General features: G+C 74.2%; 15 protein-coding genes. 11 read left to right on the top strand and 4 right to left on the bottom strand.

Translation table 11 applies throughout. The features are described from left to right. Nucleotides 1-1,011, bottom strand: a 1,011-nt coding sequence (locus ACIRS4_RS30670) for a HAMP domain-containing protein (RefSeq protein WP_404202197.1), incomplete at its 3' end; no start/stop codon positions are given. Between the two features lie 142 nt (nucleotides 1,012-1,153). Here ACIRS4_RS30670 and ACIRS4_RS30675 point away from each other — a divergent pair. Both ACIRS4_RS30675 and hemW read left to right on the top strand, forming a co-directional pair. Next, entirely contained in the window at nucleotides 1,154-3,193 is a 2,040-nt protein-coding gene (locus ACIRS4_RS30675; RefSeq protein WP_404202199.1) for a SpoIIE family protein phosphatase, read from the top strand. Between the two features lie 51 nt (nucleotides 3,194-3,244). Next, the gene (hemW, locus tag ACIRS4_RS30680) at nucleotides 3,245-4,477 is read left to right on the top strand and encodes a radical SAM family heme chaperone HemW (RefSeq protein WP_404202201.1); all 1,233 of its coding nucleotides are present in this window, start codon (nucleotides 3,245-3,247) and stop codon (nucleotides 4,475-4,477) included. Nucleotides 4,478-4,495: 18 nt separating this feature from the next. Here the strand turns inward: hemW and ACIRS4_RS30685 are convergent, their stop codons facing one another. Both ACIRS4_RS30685 and ACIRS4_RS30690 read right to left on the bottom strand, forming a co-directional pair. Further along, nucleotides 4,496-5,299, bottom strand: coding sequence for a DUF3097 domain-containing protein (locus ACIRS4_RS30685; protein ID WP_404202203.1), 804 nt, complete (start codon nucleotides 5,297-5,299; stop codon nucleotides 4,496-4,498). Between the two features lie 31 nt (nucleotides 5,300-5,330). Beyond that, entirely contained in the window at nucleotides 5,331-6,056 is a 726-nt protein-coding gene (locus tag ACIRS4_RS30690; RefSeq protein WP_404202205.1) for an MBL fold metallo-hydrolase, read from the bottom strand. Nucleotides 6,057-6,219: 163 nt separating this feature from the next. Here ACIRS4_RS30690 and hrcA point away from each other — a divergent pair, with 163 nt between their 5' ends. The 9 genes from hrcA (at nucleotide 6,220) to ACIRS4_RS30735 (ending at nucleotide 16,721) form a co-directional block, all read left to right on the top strand. After that, the gene (gene hrcA, locus ACIRS4_RS30695) at nucleotides 6,220-7,236 is read left to right on the top strand and encodes a heat-inducible transcriptional repressor HrcA (protein WP_358794203.1); all 1,017 of its coding nucleotides are present in this window, start codon (nucleotides 6,220-6,222) and stop codon (nucleotides 7,234-7,236) included. Then, nucleotides 7,237-8,373 carry a molecular chaperone DnaJ gene (gene dnaJ, locus ACIRS4_RS30700; protein WP_404202208.1) on the top strand — a complete coding sequence of 379 codons (1,137 nt, stop codon included), beginning with the start codon at nucleotides 7,237-7,239 and terminating at the stop codon, nucleotides 8,371-8,373. Between the two features lie 55 nt (nucleotides 8,374-8,428). After that, nucleotides 8,429-9,559, top strand: coding sequence for a nitronate monooxygenase (locus tag ACIRS4_RS30705; RefSeq protein ID WP_404202210.1), 1,131 nt, complete (start codon nucleotides 8,429-8,431; stop codon nucleotides 9,557-9,559). After that, nucleotides 9,556-10,314 carry a 16S rRNA (uracil(1498)-N(3))-methyltransferase gene (locus tag ACIRS4_RS30710; protein WP_404202212.1) on the top strand — a complete coding sequence of 253 codons (759 nt, stop codon included), beginning with the start codon at nucleotides 9,556-9,558 and terminating at the stop codon, nucleotides 10,312-10,314. Before ACIRS4_RS30705 ends, ACIRS4_RS30710 begins: the two co-directional genes overlap by 4 nt. Nucleotides 10,315-10,400: 86 nt before the next feature. Continuing rightward, entirely contained in the window at nucleotides 10,401-10,946 is a 546-nt protein-coding gene (locus ACIRS4_RS30715; RefSeq protein ID WP_404202214.1) for a hypothetical protein, read from the top strand. A gap of 55 nt (nucleotides 10,947-11,001) precedes the next feature. After that, nucleotides 11,002-14,223: a S41 family peptidase gene (locus tag ACIRS4_RS30720; RefSeq protein WP_404202216.1), complete on the top strand. Its 3,222-nt coding sequence runs from the start codon at nucleotides 11,002-11,004 to the stop codon at nucleotides 14,221-14,223. Nucleotides 14,224-14,446: 223 nt separating this feature from the next. Then, nucleotides 14,447-14,800 (top strand): HIT domain-containing protein, encoded by a 354-nt coding sequence (locus ACIRS4_RS30725; RefSeq protein ID WP_404202218.1) that lies wholly within the window; start codon nucleotides 14,447-14,449, stop codon nucleotides 14,798-14,800. A gap of 5 nt (nucleotides 14,801-14,805) precedes the next feature. Beyond that, nucleotides 14,806-15,711 (top strand): ribonuclease Z, encoded by a 906-nt coding sequence (locus ACIRS4_RS30730; protein ID WP_404202220.1) that lies wholly within the window; start codon nucleotides 14,806-14,808, stop codon nucleotides 15,709-15,711. A gap of 20 nt (nucleotides 15,712-15,731) precedes the next feature. Beyond that, nucleotides 15,732-16,721: an adenosine deaminase gene (locus ACIRS4_RS30735; RefSeq protein WP_404202222.1), complete on the top strand. Its 990-nt coding sequence runs from the start codon at nucleotides 15,732-15,734 to the stop codon at nucleotides 16,719-16,721. Nucleotides 16,722-16,731: 10 nt separating this feature from the next. Here ACIRS4_RS30735 and ACIRS4_RS30740 read toward each other — a convergent pair whose 3' ends face one another. Next, nucleotides 16,732-18,108, bottom strand: a complete 1,377-nt coding sequence (locus ACIRS4_RS30740; protein WP_404202230.1) for an MFS transporter — start codon at nucleotides 18,106-18,108, stop codon at nucleotides 16,732-16,734. Nucleotides 18,109-18,350: the final 242 nt, after the last annotated feature.

Below are 18,350 nucleotides of genomic sequence, written 5' to 3' on the forward strand. Positions count from 1 at the left end.
CGTCGACTTCAGCTCCAGGATCTCACCCTGCGCGTCCACGGTGATCTTCTGGCTGAGGTCGCCGTTGGCGACGGCTGTGGTCACCTGGGCGATGTTGCGGACCTGTGAGGTCAGGTTCGACGCCATGAAGTTGACGTTGTCGGTGAGGTCCTTCCAGACGCCCGACACGCCCCGCACCTGAGCCCGGCCGCCCAACTGGCCCTCGGTGCCCACCTCGCGGGCGACGCGGGTCACCTCGTCGGCGAACGCGGAGAGCTGGTCGACCATCGTGTTGACGGTCAGCTTCAGCTCCAGCAGCTCGCCGGTCGCCTCGACGGTCACCGTCCGGGTCAGGTCGCCGCGCGCCACCGCCGTCGTCACCAGGGCGATGTCCCGCACCTGCGCCGTCAGCCGGGACGCCATGGTGTTCACCGCCTCGGTCACGTCCCGCCAACTGCCCGACAGCCCCTGCACCTTGGCCCGCCCGCCGAGCCGGCCCTCGGTCCCGACCTCCCGGGCGACCCGGGTCACCTCGCCGGTGAACAGGGACAGTTGGTCCACCGTCTTGTTCACGGTCCGGCCCAGCCGGCGCAGATCGCCGCGCAACTCCCTGGTCCCGTCGTGCAGATCGACCCGCTGGGTCAGATCCCCTCCGGCCACCGCGTCCAGGACGCGCGTCGCGTTGGCCGCGGGGGCCACCAGGGCGTCCAGCAACTGGTTGACGTCGTCCACCCGCGTGGCCCAGCCGCCGTGGCCGGGACTGGCCGACAGCCGCTCGTCCAGACGGCCGTAGCGCACCACCTCCCGCTTCACCCGGCGGACCTCGGCGTTGAAGTGCACGCTGCGGTCCAGGATCTGGTTGAAGACGGACGTCAGTTCGGCCGCGATCCCGTCGCCCGACTCCGGCAGCTTCGTGAAGTCGCCGTCGCGGGCGGCGGTCATCGCCGCGAGCAGCGGGCGCAGCTCGGATGCTCGAATCCTGTCCTCAATACGTCCGTCTTCGAGCACATGCGGAGCACTGTTCTCACTCATGACGGCCCACTTCGATAACTCGGCGCTTATGGGCGTGGTCAGTCTGTCACTCTGACGGCGTCCGGAGAGGCGTAATCGTCCGAAGACCGAGGGCCGATCGTCAGGTCGAGGCTCGAAACGTCGACCGTCCGAGGAGCTGCGCATGGGGGTCATTCCTACGCAACGGGAGACCGTGTCCCGGCCCGGCGGCGCGTCCGCCCGCCCGGGCGGGCTCCCGGCGCGCACGCGCGCGACCCTGGCCGGCGGCTCCCACGCGCCCGGCGCCGCCCGCGACCTCGTGCACGGCGCGCTGACGGAATGGAGCGGCCTCGGCCTGCCCGGCGCGGAACACCTCGCCGGGCGGCTCGCGGAGGACGCCGTGCTCGTCGTCAGCGAGCTGGTCACCAACGCGGTCGTGCACGCCGGCACCGACATCGACCTGGTGTGCCGGCTGTGCCCCGCGGAGGACGACGAGCCCGAGGCGTACGCCGTCGTCGTGGAGGTCTCCGACCGCCACCCCTCCCGCGCACCGCGCGACAGCACGCCCGAACCGCCCCACGACACCCCGGAGTACGGCCGCGGACTGCAGCTGGTCGCGACGCTGGCGGAGGCGTGGGGCGTGACGTACCGCCGGGGGACGAAGACGGTGTGGGCACGGCTCGGGCCGATCGCGGAGAACACTGCGAACGCCGGGGAGGCGTACGGCGACGACGCGCCCATGACCGCCTGCACCGCCCGCGCCGAAGCCGCCCCGGCCGGCGGCGCCGGCAGCGCCCGCACCGACGCCGACCCCGCCGCCCGCACCGCCGGCACCGGGGCCGACGCCGTCGCCGGCGACACCGCCCGCACCGGCGCCGACGTCCCCGCCCGCTTGCCCGCCCCCACGCACCACCCCCGTGACTGGCTCGGCCGGGGCGCGCTCTCCTTCCTCGCCGAGGCGTCCGACCTGCTCGCCGGGCAGCTCGACGAGGACCTGGTCGCCGCGCTCACCGGCCAGTTGCTCGTGCCGCGGCTGGCGGACTGGTGCGCGGTGTGGCTGGAGGACGAACTCAGCGCGCGCGGCTGGGGCGACGGCACGTGCGGGCCCGGACCGCGGCTGGCCCGCGTCTGCCACGGCGGCGAGCACCACATCGAGGAGCTGCGCCGCACCCTGGAGAAGGACCCGCCGCACCCGCCGCACCCCTCGCACCCGCCCGACGCGGCGGGCACCGGGCCCACCGCCTTCCCCTGGCCCGCCGAGGCGCTCGGCCCGGGCGGCTCCGCCCTCGCCTACCGGCTGATCGCCGGCGGCCGCCCGCTCGGCACGCTCGTCATCGGCCGGGCCGGGCTGCTCCGCTTCCCCGACGAGGTCACCGGGCTGGTCGAGGACCTCGGCCGCCGGGTGGCGCTCGCCATCGGAGCGGCCCGCCAGTACGCCCGCCAGGTCACCATCAGCGCCGTCCTCCAGCGCGGCCTGCTGCCCGGCGCGGTCGCCGAGATACCCGGACTGCGCAGCGCCCTCGTCCACGAGCCGCGCGAGCAGGGCGGCCCGAGCGGCGACTTCTACGACCTGTTCCCGGCGGGCGACGGCCGCTGGTGCTTCGCCGTGGGCGACGTGCAGGGCAAGGGCCCGGAGGCGGCCGTCGTCATCGGACTGGCACGGCCCTGGCTGCGGCTGCTGGCCCGTGAGGGGTACGGCGTCCCCGAGGTCCTCGACCGCCTCAACCAGCTGCTCCTCGACGACGCCACCGAGGCCGCCGACGCCGCGGCCCGTGCCTTCGTCGGCCCGGCCGGACCGGCGGACGGGCCGCAGACCCGCTTCCTCTCGCTGCTCTACGGCGAGCTCGTCCCCTTCGACGGCGGGGTCCGCTGCACCCTCGCCTCCGCCGGGCACCCGCTGCCGCTGCTGCTGGGACCCGACGGGACGGTCACCACGGCCGCGCAGCCGCAGACCCTCCTGGGGGTCGTGGAGGACGCCACGTACATCAGCGAGACCCTGGAGCTGCGGCCCGGCGACACCTTGCTGTGCGTGACCGACGGCGTCACCGAGCGCCGCTCGGGGCCGCGCCAGTTCGACGACGACGACGGCCTGGCTCTCGCGCTGGCCGGATGCGCCGGCCTCGACGCCGACCTGATCGCCGAACGCGTCCGCGACCTCGTCCACGCCTTCGGCGACGACCCTCCGGAGGACGACCTGGCCCTCCTGGTGCTGCAGACCGATTAGCGGCGGCAGGGGCGGGGAGGGCGCGTCGCCCGGTGCGGGACAATGGAGCACATGCCTTCCGCACTCCCCGACGGTGAGCCCGTTCCCGACGACGGTGCGCTGCCCTCGTCCGCGCTCGCCGGGGCGGCCGACCGGCCCCTCGGCTTCTACCTGCACGTGCCCTACTGCGCGAGCCGTTGCGGGTACTGCGACTTCAACACGTACACCGCCACCGAGCTGCGCGGCACCGGCGGTGTGCTCGCCTCCCGCGACAACTACGCCGACACCCTGATCGACGAGATCCGGCTCGCCCGCAAGGTGCTGGGCGACGATCCGCGCGAGGTGCGGACGGTGTTCGTCGGCGGCGGCACGCCCACGCTGCTGGCCGCGGACGACCTCGTGCGGATGCTGGGCGCGATCCGCGAGGAGTTCGGGCTCGCGGCGGACGCGGAGGTGACCACGGAGGCGAACCCGGAGTCCGTGGACCCGGCGTACCTCGCGGCCCTGCGCGAGGGCGGCTTCAACCGCGTCTCCCTCGGCATGCAGAGCGCCCGGCAGCACGTGCTGCGGACCCTCGACCGCACCCACACCCCCGGACGGCCCGAGGCGTGCGTGGCGGAAGCGCGGGCGGCGGGCTTCGAGCACGTCAACCTGGACCTGATCTACGGCACGCCGGGCGAGTCGGACGACGACTGGCGGGCCTCCCTGGACGCCGTCCTCGGCGCCGGCCCGGACCACGTCAGCGCCTACGCCCTGATCGTCGAGGAGGGCACCCAGCTCGCCCGCCGCATCCGCCGGGGCGAGATCCCGATGACGGACGACGACGCGCACGCGGACCGCTACCTCATCGCCGAGGAGACCCTCGCCGCGGCCGGCTACCACTGGTACGAGGTGTCCAACTGGGCCACCTCACCGGCGGCCCGCTGCCTGCACAACGAGCTGTACTGGCGCGGCGCCGACTGGTGGGGCGCCGGGCCGGGCGCCCACAGCCACGTCGGCGGGGTGCGCTGGTGGAACGTCAAGCACCCGGGGGCGTACGCGGCGGCGCTGGCGGCGGGCCGCTCACCGGGCGCCGGCCGCGAACTCCTCACGGACGAGGACCGCCGGGTCGAGCGCATCCTGCTGGAGCTGCGGCTGCGCGAGGGCGTACCGCTGGACCTGCTGCGGGAAGAGGGGCTCACGGCCGCGCGCCGGGCGCTCACGGAGGGGTTGCTGCAGCCGGGGCCCTACGACGAGGGCCGCGCCGTCCTCACCCTGCGCGGCCGGCTGCTGGCGGACGCCGTGGTCAGGGACCTCGTGGACTGAAACGCCCGCCCGGCCCCGTCAGCCGGTGACGAAGTCGATCAGCTCCTCCACCCGGCCGAGGAGCTCCGGCTCCAGGTCCTTGTAGGAGCCCACCCGGGCCAGGATCGCCTGCCACACCGCGCCGGTGTTGTCCGACGGCCAGCCCAGCGCCCGGCACACCCCGGTCTTCCAGTCCTGGCCGTGCGGCACGCGCGGCCACGCCTCGATGCCCAGGGACGACGGCTTCACCGCCTCCCAGACGTCGATGTACGGGTGCCCCACCACGAGCGCGTGCTCGCTGGTCACCGACTGTGCGATCCGCCACTCCTTCGTGCCGGGGACCAGGTGGTCCACCAGGACGCCGAGCCGCGCGTCCGGTCCCGGCGCGAAGTCCTCGACGATCGACGGGAGATCGTCGACGCCCTCCAGGTACTCCACCACCACGCCCTCGACGCGCAGGTCGTCGCCCCACACCTTCTCGACCAGCTCGGCGTCGTGCCGCCCCTCGACGTAGATCCGGCCGGCGCGGGCCACGCGCGCGCGTGCGCCCGGCACGGCCACCGAACCCGAGGCGGTGCGGGCGGGTCGCGCCGGACCGCCCGACGTGGGCCGTACGAGCGTCACCGGGCGCCCCTCCAGCAGGAACCCGCGCGGCTCCAGCGGGAACACCCGGTGCTTGCCGAAACGATCCTCCAGGGTGACCGTGCCCGCCTCGCAGCGGATCACCGCGCCGCAGAATCCGCTGCCCGGCTCCTCCACCACCAGGCCGGGCTCCGCCGCGACCTCGGGGACCGGCTGCGGCTTCTTCCAGGACGGGGTCAGATCGGCGGAGTACTGGCGCATTCGCACGACGATAGGAGAAGCAGGGGCGCTGTCACGGCGACACGCCGAAACGGGCGGCCAGGGCGTCCCGCTGCGCCCGTACGAACGCCGCGTCCACGACCGCTCCGTGACCGGGCACGTACAGCGCGTCCTCGCCGCCGAGGGCGAGCAGGCGGTCCAGGGCGGCCGGCCAGTGCGAGGGCACGGCGTCCGGCCCTGCCTGGGGCTCGCCGGACTCCTCCACCAGGTCGCCGCAGAACACCGCCTCCGGCGACCCCGGCACCAGCACCGCCAGGTCGTGCGCCGTGTGACCGGGGCCCACGTTCGCCAGCAGGACCTGCCGCCCGCCGCCCATGTCCAGGGTCCACTCCCCGGAGACCAGGTGGCGGGGCCGCACCAGGGCGTCCACGGCCTCCGTCGCCGCCGCCTCGTCGAGCCCGTTGCGCACCGCGTCCGCGTGCAGATCGGCCCGCTCCCGCGCGAACACCGACTCCGCGCCCACCGCCGCGAACACCTCCGCGCCCGCGAACGCCGCCGCCCCGAACACATGGTCGAAGTGGGGGTGGGTGAGCGCGAGATGAGTCACACGGCGTCCGGCGAGCCGCTCCGCCTCCGCCCGCAGCCGCGTGCCCTCCGCGAGGCTCGAACCCGCGTCGATCAGCAGCACCGCCCCGGTCCCCACGACCAGCCCCGCCGTGCAGTCCCAGCCCGGCAGCCGCCGCCGTCCGACCCCCGTCGAGACCTGCTCCCAACCCAGCTCTTCCCAAGTGACCGTCATACCGCGACGCTAACCGTGACGAACCCGTCGGCCGGCACGGGACCGGACCGACCTTGCCCCCTGCGCACCCCACGGCCGTACACTTGCCGGGGAACGCTGGCACTCGGATGTGACGAGTGCCAGGCAAGGCGCCAAGGGGACGAAGCACTGGAGGTGTGCGCGGATGCTGAGTGAACGGCGGCTGAAGGTACTGCGCGCCATCGTCCAGGACTACGTCGGCACCGAGGAGCCGGTCGGCTCCAAGGCGCTCACCGAGCGCCACAGCCTCGGAGTGTCCCCGGCGACGGTCCGCAACGACATGGCCGCCCTGGAGGACGAGGGCTACATCGCCCAGCCGCACACCAGTGCCGGACGCATCCCCACCGACAAGGGCTACCGCCTCTTCGTCGACAAGCTCGCCGGCGTCAAGCCGATGACCGGCCCCGAGCGGCGCGCCATCCAGAACTTCCTCGACGGCGCCGTCGACCTCGACGACGTCGTCGCCCGGACGGTCCGGCTGCTCGCGCAGCTCACCCGCCAGGTCGCCGTCGTGCAGTACCCGTCGCTGACCCGGTCCACGGTGCGGCACGTGGAACTGCTCTCGCTCGCCCCGGCCCGCCTCATGCTCGTGCTGATCACGGACACCGGGCGGGTCGAGCAGCGGCTGGTGGACTGCCCCGCGCCGTTCGGCGAGGCCTCGCTCGCGGACCTGCGCGCCCGGCTCAACAGCCGGGTGGCGGGGCGCCGGTTCACCGATGTGCCGCCTCTGGTGGAGGATCTTCCGGAGGCCTTCGAGGCGGAGGACCGCGGCACGGTCTCGACGGTGCTCTCCACCCTGCTGGAGACACTCGTCGAGGAGAACGAGGAGCGGCTGATGATCGGCGGCACCGCCAATCTCACCCGCTTCGGACATGACTTTCCCCTCACCATCCGGCCCGTCCTGGAGGCGCTCGAGGAGCAGGTCGTGCTCCTCAAACTCCTGGGCGAGGCAGGGGATTCGGGCATGATCGTGCGTATCGGGCACGAGAACGCCTACGAGGGACTCAACTCCACTTCCGTGGTGTCGGTCGGCTACGGTTCGGGCGGCGAGGCAGTCGCCAAGCTCGGCGTGGTCGGACCGACCCGCATGGATTACCCGGGAACGATGGGAGCGGTACGCGCAGTGGCACGGTACGTCGGACAGATCCTGGCGGAGTCGTAAGTGGCCACGGACTACTACGCCGTTCTCGGCGTGCGCCGCGACGCGTCGCAGGAAGAGATCAAGAAGGCCTTCCGGCGGCTCGCCCGCGAGCTGCACCCGGACGTCAACCCCGATCCGAAGACCCAGGAGCGGTTCAAGGAGATCAACGCCGCTTACGAGGTGCTGTCGGACCCGCAGAAGAAGCAGGTCTACGACCTCGGCGGCGACCCGCTCTCGCAGGCCGGCGGCGCGGGCGCGGGCGGCTTCGGAGCCGGTGGCTTCGGCAACTTCTCCGACATCATGGACGCGTTCTTCGGCACGGCGTCCCAGCGGGGCCCGAGGTCGCGCACGCGGCGCGGCCAGGACGCGATGATCCGGCTGGAGGTGGATCTGGAGGAGGCCGCGTTCGGCACCACCAAGGACATCCAGGTCGACACCGCGATCGTCTGCACCACCTGCAGCGGCGAGGGTGCGGCGCCCGGCACCACGGCCCAGACCTGCGACATGTGCCGCGGCCGCGGTGAGGTGTCGCAGGTGACGCGGTCCTTCCTGGGCCAGGTCATGACCTCGCGTCCCTGCCCCCAGTGCCAGGGCTTCGGCACCGTGGTGCCCACCCCGTGCCCCGAGTGCGCGGGCGACGGACGGGTGCGGTCGCGGCGCACGCTGACGGTGAAGATCCCGGCCGGTGTCGACAACGGCACCCGGATCCAGCTCGCCGGCGAGGGCGAGGTCGGACCGGGCGGCGGCCCGGCCGGCGACCTCTACGTCGAGATCCACGAACTGCCGCACGCGATGTTCCAGCGGCGCGGCGACGACCTGCACTGCACGGTCACCCTCCCGATGACCGCGGCGGCGCTCGGCACCAAGGTGCCGCTGGAGACGCTGGACGGGGCGGAGGAGGTCGACATCCGGCCCGGAACGCAGTCGGGGCAGTCCATTCCGCTGCACCAGCGCGGAGTGACGCACCTGCGCGGCGGCGGCCGCGGCGACCTCATCGTGCACGTGGAGGTCCAGACGCCCACCAAGCTGGACCCGGAGCAGGAGCGGCTGCTGCGCGAACTGGCGAAGCTGCGCGGTGAGGAGCGCCCCCTGGGGCAGTTCCAGCCCGGGCAGCAGGGGTTGTTCTCCCGGCTGAAGGACGCCTTCAACGGGCGGTGAGGCGGGGGCGGAGCCCCCGGCGGGACAGGGCGCCGGGACGTGACACCATGCGGTCATGTCCTCCGCGCTGACCGGTCTTCTCCGCCATCCGATCGTGCAGGCCCCCATGGCGGGCGGCGTCTCCGTCCCCCGGCTCGCCGCCGCCGTGTCCGAGGCCGGCGGGCTCGGCTTCCTCGCCGGCGGGTACAAGACCGCCGACGGGATGTACCGGGAGATCAAGCAGATGCGCGGGCTCACCTCCCGGCCCTTCGGCGTGAACCTCTTCATGCCGCAGCCCGAGCAGTCCGGTGCAGGCGCCGGCTCCACCACGGCGGCGGGCGCCGCGCCCTTCGACGCCGGCGCCGTCGAGGTGTACGCCCACCAACTGGCGGGCGAGGCCGCCTGGTACCGCACGGAACTCGGCGACCCGGACAGCGGACGGGACGACGGCTACGACGCGAAGCTCGCGGTGCTGCTCGACGACCCGGTGGCGGCGGTGTCCTTCCACTTCGGCGTGCCGAGCCCCGAGGTGCTGGCCTCGCTGCGCAGGGCCGGGACGTTCACGCTGGTCACCGCCACGACCGTCGAGGAGGCGCTCGCCGTGGAACGGGCCGGCGCGGACGCGGTGATCGTGCAGGGCATCGAGGCCGGCGGCCACCAGGGCACCCACCGGGACGTCCCCGACAACGACGGCTCGGGCATCGGACTGCTGTCGCTGATCGCCCTGGTCCGTGAGGCGGTCGGGCTGCCCCTCGTCGCCGCCGGCGGCATCATGCGCGGCAGCCAGATCGCCGCCGCCCTCGCGGCGGGCGCGAGCGCCGTCCAGCTCGGCACCGCGTTCGTCCCCACGCCCGAGTCCGGTGCGGCCGCCGCGCACAAGGAGGCGCTGACCGATCCGTTGTTCGTGGGCACCCGGCTGACCCGCGCGTTCACCGGCCGGCCGGCCCGCGGCCTGGTCAACCGCTTCCTGCGCGAGCACGGACGCTACGCGCCCGCCGCCTACCCGGAGGTGCACCACCTCACCGCGCCGCTGCGCAAGGCGGCCGCCGCGGCGGGCGACGCGCAGGGCATGGCTCTGTGGGCGGGGCAGGGCCACCGGATGGCCCGGGACATGCCGGCCGGCGAGCTGGTGGAGGTACTGGCGGCCGAGGCCGGCGCGGTGTGGGCCGCGTCGGCGGCCGACGCAGAAGGAGGTGCGGGGCGATGACGGCTCCGGTGTTCGTGCTCGATCCGCTGGAGGTTCCCGACCTCAGCGGCGGCGAGGTCGTGCTCGACGGCCCCGAGGGGCGGCACGCCGTCTCCGTGAAGCGGCTGCGGCCCGGCGAGGGCGTCGTCCTCACCGACGGGCGCGGGCGCTGGGCCGAGGGCGTCGTCAAGGCCGCCGAGGGCAAGGACCGGCTGGTCGTCATGGATCTTCAGAGCATCCACGAGGAGCCCGAGGAGCAGCCCCGGATCACCGTCGTGCAGGCGCTCCCCAAGGGCGACCGGGGCGAGTTGGCCGTGGAGACGATGACCGAGACCGGCGTCGACCGCATCGTCCCGTGGTCCGCAGCCCGCTGCATCACGCAGTGGAAGGGCGACCGGGGCGCCAAGGCGCTGGCGAAGTGGCGGGCCACCGCCCGCGAGGCCGGCAAACAGTCCCGCCGGGTGCGCTTCCCCGAGGTCGCGGACGCGGCGACCACCAAGCAGGTGGCGGCACTTCTCGCCGGCGCGGACTTCGCCGCCGTACTCCACTCGGACTTCGAACAGGGCAGCGAGCCCCTCGCCACCGCCGAACTCCCCGAGCGGGGAGACATCGTGCTGGTCGTCGGCCCCGAAGGGGGCGTTTCCTCCGACGAGTTGGCGCTGTTCAAGGAGGCGGGCGCGAAGCCGTACATCCTCGGCCGCACCGTCCTGCGCACCTCGACCGCCGGCACCGCCGCCACCGCCCTCCTCCTCGGCCGCACCGGCCGCTGGTCCTGAGAGACCCTCACGCGGGCGCTGTACGGGGCGCGTGAGCGGCGGCACGCGCTCTACCGCGACCGCCGCGGCGGTGGCAGTCTGCCCGCATGGGGGCTTGGAGACGCATCAGGGCAGGACGGCCGGGGACGCGCACGGCCGCGGCCACGGCACTGGCGCTCGTGGCCGTGGGCGGGCTCGCGGCGTGCGATCCGGGCGGGCTGAGCGCCGCGTCCGTGGCGTACACCACCGACGAGGCCGCCACGGCCGAACTGGCCCGCCGTAAAACGGACGTACGGTGGCTGACCTGTACCGCCGACTACGGCAAGGGCCGCGCCTCGGCGGGCGAGGAGACCGTCGCCTCGGTCAAGTGCCAGGGCGAGACCGACGACGGCCGCGACATCGAGGTCACCGGCACGGTCACCCGCGCCGTCGACGGCTCCTGCGTACGCGGCGACCTCCGCGCGCAGGTGGGCGGGAGAGAGGTCTTCCGGGTGAGCGGACTCGGCGACTGCGCGTCGGCGACGCCCTCACCGCTTCGACCGCCCCCCTCCGCGAACCCGGACCGACCGGAGCGGCCCACCGTCACCGTGACCGTCACCCGGACCGTCTGGTGCCCGTCCGACACCCGCTGCGCACCGGTCGAGGGCAAGTGAGGGCAGCGCCCCTGAGCCCCTGTTCACCGCCCGCGCCCTTGCCTAGAGTGATCGGGTGACACAGTCCGCGACGCCTGCTGCGTACATCCGATACCCGCATCTGCACGGCGAACTGGTGGCCTTCACCGCCGAGGACGACGTGTGGCTCGCCCCCCTCGACGGCGGCCGCGCCTGGCGGGTCAGCGCCGACAACGTACCCGTCTCCGCACCGCGCATCTCACCCGACGGCACGACCGTCGCCTGGACCTCCACCCGCGACGGGGCCCCCGAGGCGCACATCGCCCCCGTCGACGGCGGACCGTCCACCAGGCTGACCCACTGGGGGTGTTGGCGCACCCAGGTGCACGGCTGGACCCCCGACGGGCAGGTCCTGGCGCTCACCGCACACGGCCAGGCCAGCCTGCGCCGCAGCTGGGCGCACGCCGTCCCGCTCGACGGCGGACCGTCGACGGTCCTGCCGTACGGCCCCGTCGGCGGCGTCGCCCACGGCCCGCACACCGTGCTGCTGTCCGCGACCATGGGCCGCGAGGCCGCCCACTGGAAGCGCTACCGGGGCGGCACCGCGGGCAAGCTGTGGATCGACCGGTCCCTCGGCGACGGAGAGGGTGCCGGGGAGTTCACCCGGCTGCACGAGGACCTCGACGGCAACATCGAGCACCCGGTGTGGGCGGGCGACCGGATCGCCTTCCTCTCCGACCACGAGGGCGTCGGCGCGCTGTACTCCTCCCTGGCCGACGGCTCCGACCTGCGCCGGCACACCCCGCTCGACGGTTTCTACGCCCGCCAGGCCGCCGGCGACGGCAGCCGGATCGTGTACGTCGGCGCGGGCGAGCTGTGGATCCTCGACGACCTCGACGGGGCCGAGCCGCGCCGGCTCGACGTCCGTCTCGGCGGACAGCGCACCGACCGGCGGCCGTTCCCGGTCGCCGCCGCCCGCTGGATGGGCTCCGCGATGCCCGACCACACCGCGCGCGGCAGCGCCGTGGAGATCCGCGGCGCCGTCCACTGGGTCACCCACCGCCACGGCCCGGCCCGCGTCCTTGCCGCCGAGCCGGGCGTGCGGGCCCGGTTGCCGCACACCTTCCGCGTGGAGGGCGAGGAGTGGGCGGTGTGGGTGACGGACGCCGAGGGAGAGGACGCCCTGGAGTTCGCCCCCGCCACCGGAGCGGCCCCCGGCGCAGCCCCGCGCCGGCTCGCCGCCGGACGCCTCGGCCGGGTCCTGGAGCTGGCCATGGCCCCCGACGGCAGCCGGGCCGCCGTCGCCGCGCACGACGGGCGGCTGCTGCTCGTCGAACGGGAGACCGGCGAGGTCCGCGAGGTCGACCGCAGCGAGGACGGCGAGGTCGGCGACCTGGTCTTCTCCCCCGACTCCGGGTGGCTCGCCTGGTCGCACCCCGGTCCGCGCCCGCTCAGCCAGCTCAAGCTCGCCAACACCACCGACCTGTCGGTCGCCGAGGCGACCCCGCTGCGCTTCCAGGACTTCGCGCCCGCCTTCACCCTCGACGGCAAGCACCTGGCGTTCCTGTCCGCCCGCGCCTTCGACCCCGTCTACGACCAGCACGCCTTCGACCTGTCCTTCGTCGCCGGCGCCCGCCCGCACCTCGTCACGCTGGCCGCCACCACCCCCTCCCCGTTCGGCCCGCAGCGGCACGGCCGGCCCTTCGAGATCCACGACAAGGACGAGACCCCCGACAGCGAGGGCACCCCGGCCACCCGCATCGACCTCGAAGGGCTCGCCGACCGGATCATCCCCTTCCCCGTCGAGGCCGGCCGCTACTCGACGCTGCGCGCCGCCAAGGACGGCGTGCTCTGGCTGCGCCACCCGGTGCGCGGCGTCCTCGGCGCCTCGCGCGCCACACCCGACGCCCCCGACCCGCACACCGAGCTGGAGCGCTACGACCTCGCCCAGCGCCGCCTGGACCATCTCGCCTCCGACGTCGACGACTTCGACGTCAGCGGCGACGGCAAGCGGCTGCTGCTGTGGACCGACCACAAGCTGAAGGTCGTCCCCAGCGACCGGCGCGCCTCCGGCGACGAGGACAGCGACTCCAACATCACCGTCGACCTCGGCCGTGTACGCCAGACGGTCGACCCGGCCGCCGAGTGGCGGCAGATGTACGACGAGACCGGCCGCGTCATGCGGGACAACTTCTGGCGGCCCGACCTCGGCGGCGTCGACTGGGACGGCGTCCTCGACCGCTACCGTCCGGTCCTGGAGCGGGTGGCGACCAAGGACGACCTGATCGACCTGCTGTGGGAGGTGCACGGCGAACTCGGCACCTCGCACGCCTATGTCATGCCCCGCGGCGGCTACGGCAGCGGCGCCCGCCAGGGTCTGCTGGGCGCCGACATCTCCCGTCACGAGGACGGCAGTTGGCGCATCGACCGGATCCTGCCGGCGGAGACCTCCGACCCCGACGCCCGCTCCCCGCTGGCCGCGCCCGGCGTCGCCGTGCGCCCCGGCGACGCGATCGTCGCCGTCGCCGGGCACCCCGTCGACCCGGTCACCGGGCCCGGACCGCTGCTCGTCGGCACCGCCGGCAAGGCGGTCGAGCTGACGATCTCGCCGGCCGGCGGGGGCGAGCCGCGGCACGCCGTGGTCGTGCCGACCGACGACGAGGAGGCGCTGCGCTACCACGCGTGGGTCGCGGACCGGCGGGCCCATGTGCACGAGAAGTCCGGTGGGCGGCTCGGCTATCTGCACGTCCCCGACATGGTCGGCTCCGGCTGGGCGCAGCTCCACCGGGACCTGCGCGTCGAGGTGGCCCGCGAGGGGCTCGTCGTCGACGTGCGGGAGAACCGGGGCGGGCACACCTCCCAGCTGGTGGTGGAGAAGCTGGCGCGGCGCATCGTCGGCTGGGACGTGCCGCGCGGGATGCGGCCCACCAGCTACCCGGAGGACGCGCCGCGCGGGCCCGTCGTCGCCGTCGCCAACGAGTTCTCCGGGTCCGACGGCGACATCGTGAACGCCGCGGTCAAGGCGCTCGGGATCGGGCCGGTGGTGGGCACGCGGACGTGGGGCGGGACGGTCGGCATCGACAGCCGGTACCGCCTGGTCGACGGGACGCTGATCACCCAGCCGAAGTACGCGATCTGGCTGGAGGGGTACGGGTGGGGGGTCGAGAACCACGGCGTCGACCCCGACGTCGAGGTCGTCGTCCGCCCCCAGGACCATGCGGCGGGCCGGGACGTCCAGCTGGACGAGGCGGTGTCGCTGGCGCTGGCCGCACTGGAATCGACGCCGGCGAAGGTGCCGCCCACTGTCGGAGAAGGGTGAGATCACCCAGCCCGTCCGGCGATTGAGGACGAGGCCCGTTCAGGGCCGAAGCGGGGGTCCGGGGCGGCAGCCCCCGGGGGGACGATGGGGGTCCCCCCGCTCGAGCGAAGCCGAGAGTGGGGGAGGGTAGGGGCGGCGGGGGCGGAATCCGCCTCCGCCCGCGACCGGGCGGCGGTCGATACCATGCCCCCACAGAGATCACCGGCGAGAAAAGGAGACCCGCATGGCAGGGGAACCGCAGGACGACTGCCTGTTCTGCAAGATCGTCGAGGGACACGTCCCCGCGACCATCGTCCGCGAGACGGAGACCACCCTCGCCTTCCGGGACATCAACCCCCAGGCGCCCACCCACATCCTGGTGATCCCCAAGGCGCACCACAAAGACGCCGCCGCCCTCGCCGCCGACGCGCCGCAGCTCGCCGCGGACGTCCTCCGCGAGACACAGACGGTGGCCGAGCTGGAGAAGCTGGACAGCTACCGCACCGTCTTCAACACCGGCAGCGGCGCCGGCCAGACCGTCTGGCACGCCCACGCGCACCTCCTCGGCGGCCGGGGCCTGCACTGGCCTCCCGGATAACCGCCGTGTCCGTACGCGAGTTGGTCGTCCTCGGCACCGCCAGCCAGGTCCCGACCCGGCACCGCAACCACAACGGCTACTTCCTGCGCTGGGACGGCGAGGGCCTCCTCTTCGACCCCGGCGAGGGCACCCAGCGCCAGATGGTGCGCGCCGGCGTCGCCGCCCACGACCTGAACCGGATCTGCGTCACCCACTTCCACGGCGACCACTCCCTCGGTCTCGCCGGGGTCATCCAGCGCGTCAACCTGGACAAGGTGCCGCACCCGGTCACCGCCCACTACCCGCGCTCCGGGCAGCGCTTCTTCGACCGGCTCCGGTACGCCACCGCCTACCGCGAGACGGTCGGCGTGACCGAGGCGCCGGTCGACACGGACGGGCCGCTGGTGACGACCGGCTCGTACACCCTGGAGGCGCGCCGGCTGTCCCACCCCGTGGAGTCCTACGGCTACCGCCTCGTCGAGCCGGACGGCCGCCGCATGCTGCCCGACCGGCTCGCCGCGCACGGACTGAGGGGGCCCGACGTGGGGCGGATCCAGCGGGAGGGCGCGATCGGCGGCGTCGGCCTGGAGGACGTCAGCGAGGTGCGGCGCGGCCAGCGGTTCGCGTTCGTCATGGACACCCGGCTGTGCGACGGCGTGCACGCGCTCGCCGAGGGCTGCGACATGCTGGTGATCGAGTCCACGTTCCTCGACGACGACATCGAACTCGCCATCGAGCACGGTCACCTGACGTCAGGTCAGGCGGCGCGGGTCGCCCGGGACGCGGGGGTGCGGCATCTCGTCCTCACCCACTTCAGTCAGCGCTACTCCGATCCCGGGGAGTTCGAGCGGCAGGCGAGGGCCGCCGGGTTCGAGGGCGAGCTGACGGTGGCGCACGACCTGCTGCGAGTGCCGGTTCCGAAACGGCGGTGAAGCGGCCGTACGATGCTTTGATGCCCCTCCCCAAAGCTGAACTGCACCTGCACATCGAAGGCACCCTGGAGCCCGAGCTGGCGTTCGAGCTGGCCGCCCGCAACGGGGTGTCGCTGCCGTACAAGGACACCGAGGAACTGCGTGAGGCGTACCGGTTCGAGGACCTCCAGTCCTTCCTGAACCTGTACTACGAGCTGATGGCGGTCCTGCGCACCGAGCGGGACTTCGAGGACCTCGCCGACGCCTACCTCGCGCGGGCGGCCGCGCAGGGCGTGCGCCACGCGGAGATCTTCTTCGACCCGCAGGCCCACATCGACCGGGGGGTGTCGATGGGCACGGTCGTCGAGGGGCTGTGGCGGGCGCTCGGCCGCAGCCGGGAGCGGCACGGCGTCTCCACCCGGCTGATCCTCTGCTTCCTGCGCGACGAGTCCGCCGAGTCGGCCCTCGCCACCCTGGACGCGGCGAAGCCGTACCTGGACAGGATCACCGGAGTCGGGCTGGACTCGGCCGAGGTGGGGCACCCGCCGGTGAAGTTCCGCGAGGTGTACGAGGCCGCCGCCGCGCTGGGGCTGCGCCGGGTCGCGCACGCCGGCGAGGAGGGGCCGCCGCAGTACATCACCGAGGCGCTGGACGTGCTCGGCGTCGAACGCGTCGACCACGGGCTGCGCTGCATGGAGGACCCGAAGCTGGTGGCGCGGCTGGTGCGCGAGCGGATTCCGCTGACGCTGTGCCCGCTGTCCAACGTCCGGCTGCGCGCCGTCGACACCCTCGCCGACCACCCGCTGCCCGCGATGCTCGACGCCGGGCTGCTCTGCACGGTCAACTCCGACGACCCCGCCTACTTCGGCGGCTACGCCGGCGACAACTTCGACGCCGTACGGCGCACGCTCGGCCTGGACGAGGAGCGGCTGCGCGAGCTGGCCCGCAACTCCTTCGTCGCCTCCTTCCTGGAGGACGACGAGGAGCTGCGGGCGCGGTACCTGGCCGAGGTGGAGGCGTACGCCTTCTGACCCGGGCCGGTCAGTCCCCGGCACCCGCCCGCCGGGGACCGGCCGTGTCGTACGCGCCCCGCACGGGCGCGACCGGGGTGTCCAGGGCGATGTCCACGACCGGCTGCTCGGGCGCGCCGACCTGCGGCACCGAGCCGTTCGGCGTGCCGGTGGCCGCGGCGACCACGGCCGCCGGGGTGCCGCCGCGCCGGCGCACCGCGCCCGGCAGCAGCGGGCGCCCGCCCGTGTGCAGGGCGACGGCGGTCATGGGGACGGCGACGACCAGCAGACCGGCGCCCAGGACCAGCCCCATCGCGGGGAACCCGGCCTGCGCGGACAGCAGACTCCCGGTCAGCGGACCGGCCGCCGTCCCGAGCGAGGACGCCGAGCCGACGAGCACCGCCCAGCGGCCGCGCGGGTCGAGCGAGGCGGCCAGTCCTATCAGGTACGACAGCACGATCGGGTAGAGCACGTTCCAGGCGATCTCGCCGGCCGCGAAGCTGCCCAGCCCGGTCGCGGACGCGCTCAGCGCGATGCACCCGGCGATCAGCACGGTCCCGCCGCCGATCGGCGCCGCCCGGCCCAGCCGCGGGCCGAGCGCCCCGGCGCCCAGCACCCCCAGCAGTCCGGCGCCCAGCGCCACCGCGAACACCACGCCGACGGTGGCCTCGGTGAGGTGAGCCTGCGTCAGGCCGATCCGCCCGCTGACGCCCCACAGGGAGTTCTGCACGAGCGACCAGCACGGCATCGCGACGGCGAGCACCAGCCCCGACCGCAGATGGGGGAGCCGGGAGGCGGTCGATCCCTGCCGGACCGGCGCGGTGACCGTGCGGCCCGGGAGCCGACCGGTCGACGGCCACACGGCGAGGGCGGTCAGCGCGATCGCCGCCAGCGGCTGTCCGTGCCCGGGGCCCAGGTGCGGGACCGTCAGATAGACGGCCCCCGCGAGGGCGGAGACGCCGAGCAGACCGAGCGTGGAGGCCCGGTGCGGGTCGGGCTGGGCGGCGATCCGGGTCGCGGCGACCGTCGTGGCCGTACCGGAGCCGAATCCGCCGAGGACGGCGCCCGCGACCACCGCGGGCACGCTGTCGGCGAGAGCGGCCCCGCCGTAGCCGAGCACGGCCAGCACCAGCCCGAGCCTGGCCAGGGTGCGGGCGCCGACGCGCTCCACCCGGGAGGCGAGGGCGAACCCGGCCGACGCCGAACTCAGCAGCAGGGCGCTGCCGACGGCGCCGGCCTCGGTGGCGGACAGCGCAAGCCCCGCGTCCAGCCTGCCGACGACGGTGGGCAGGAGATAGGGGGCGAGGTACCCGGCCGTGAAAAGGGCGACGAGGGGCCAGGGAGTGGTGCGGGGGGGCGAACACGGGCGTTCCTGGGCGTGCGAAAGGGGCGGCTCTGAAAAGGGGATGGGGCGCCGACCGTCGACGGACAGGAACGCGCGGGCAATTTGTATCAAGCAAGCGGTTGCGAGCAGTAGCTCGGGCCGGGTGATGTGGATCACGTCAGGTTTGGTGCGGCGAAGGTCGGGTAAAAGCGGTCGCCGCACCGGCCCCCGGGGCGGCGGCTAGGGCGTGTTTCGAAAGTAGCGTCGTCCGCCCGGAGGGCGGGGCTCGCGGCGGCGATGGGGGCACCTCCCGCGCGAGTTCGGTT

The sequence above is a fragment of the Streptomyces sp. NPDC101166 genome (assembly GCF_044768125.1).
Classification (GTDB): Bacteria; Actinomycetota; Actinomycetes; order Streptomycetales; family Streptomycetaceae; genus Streptomyces.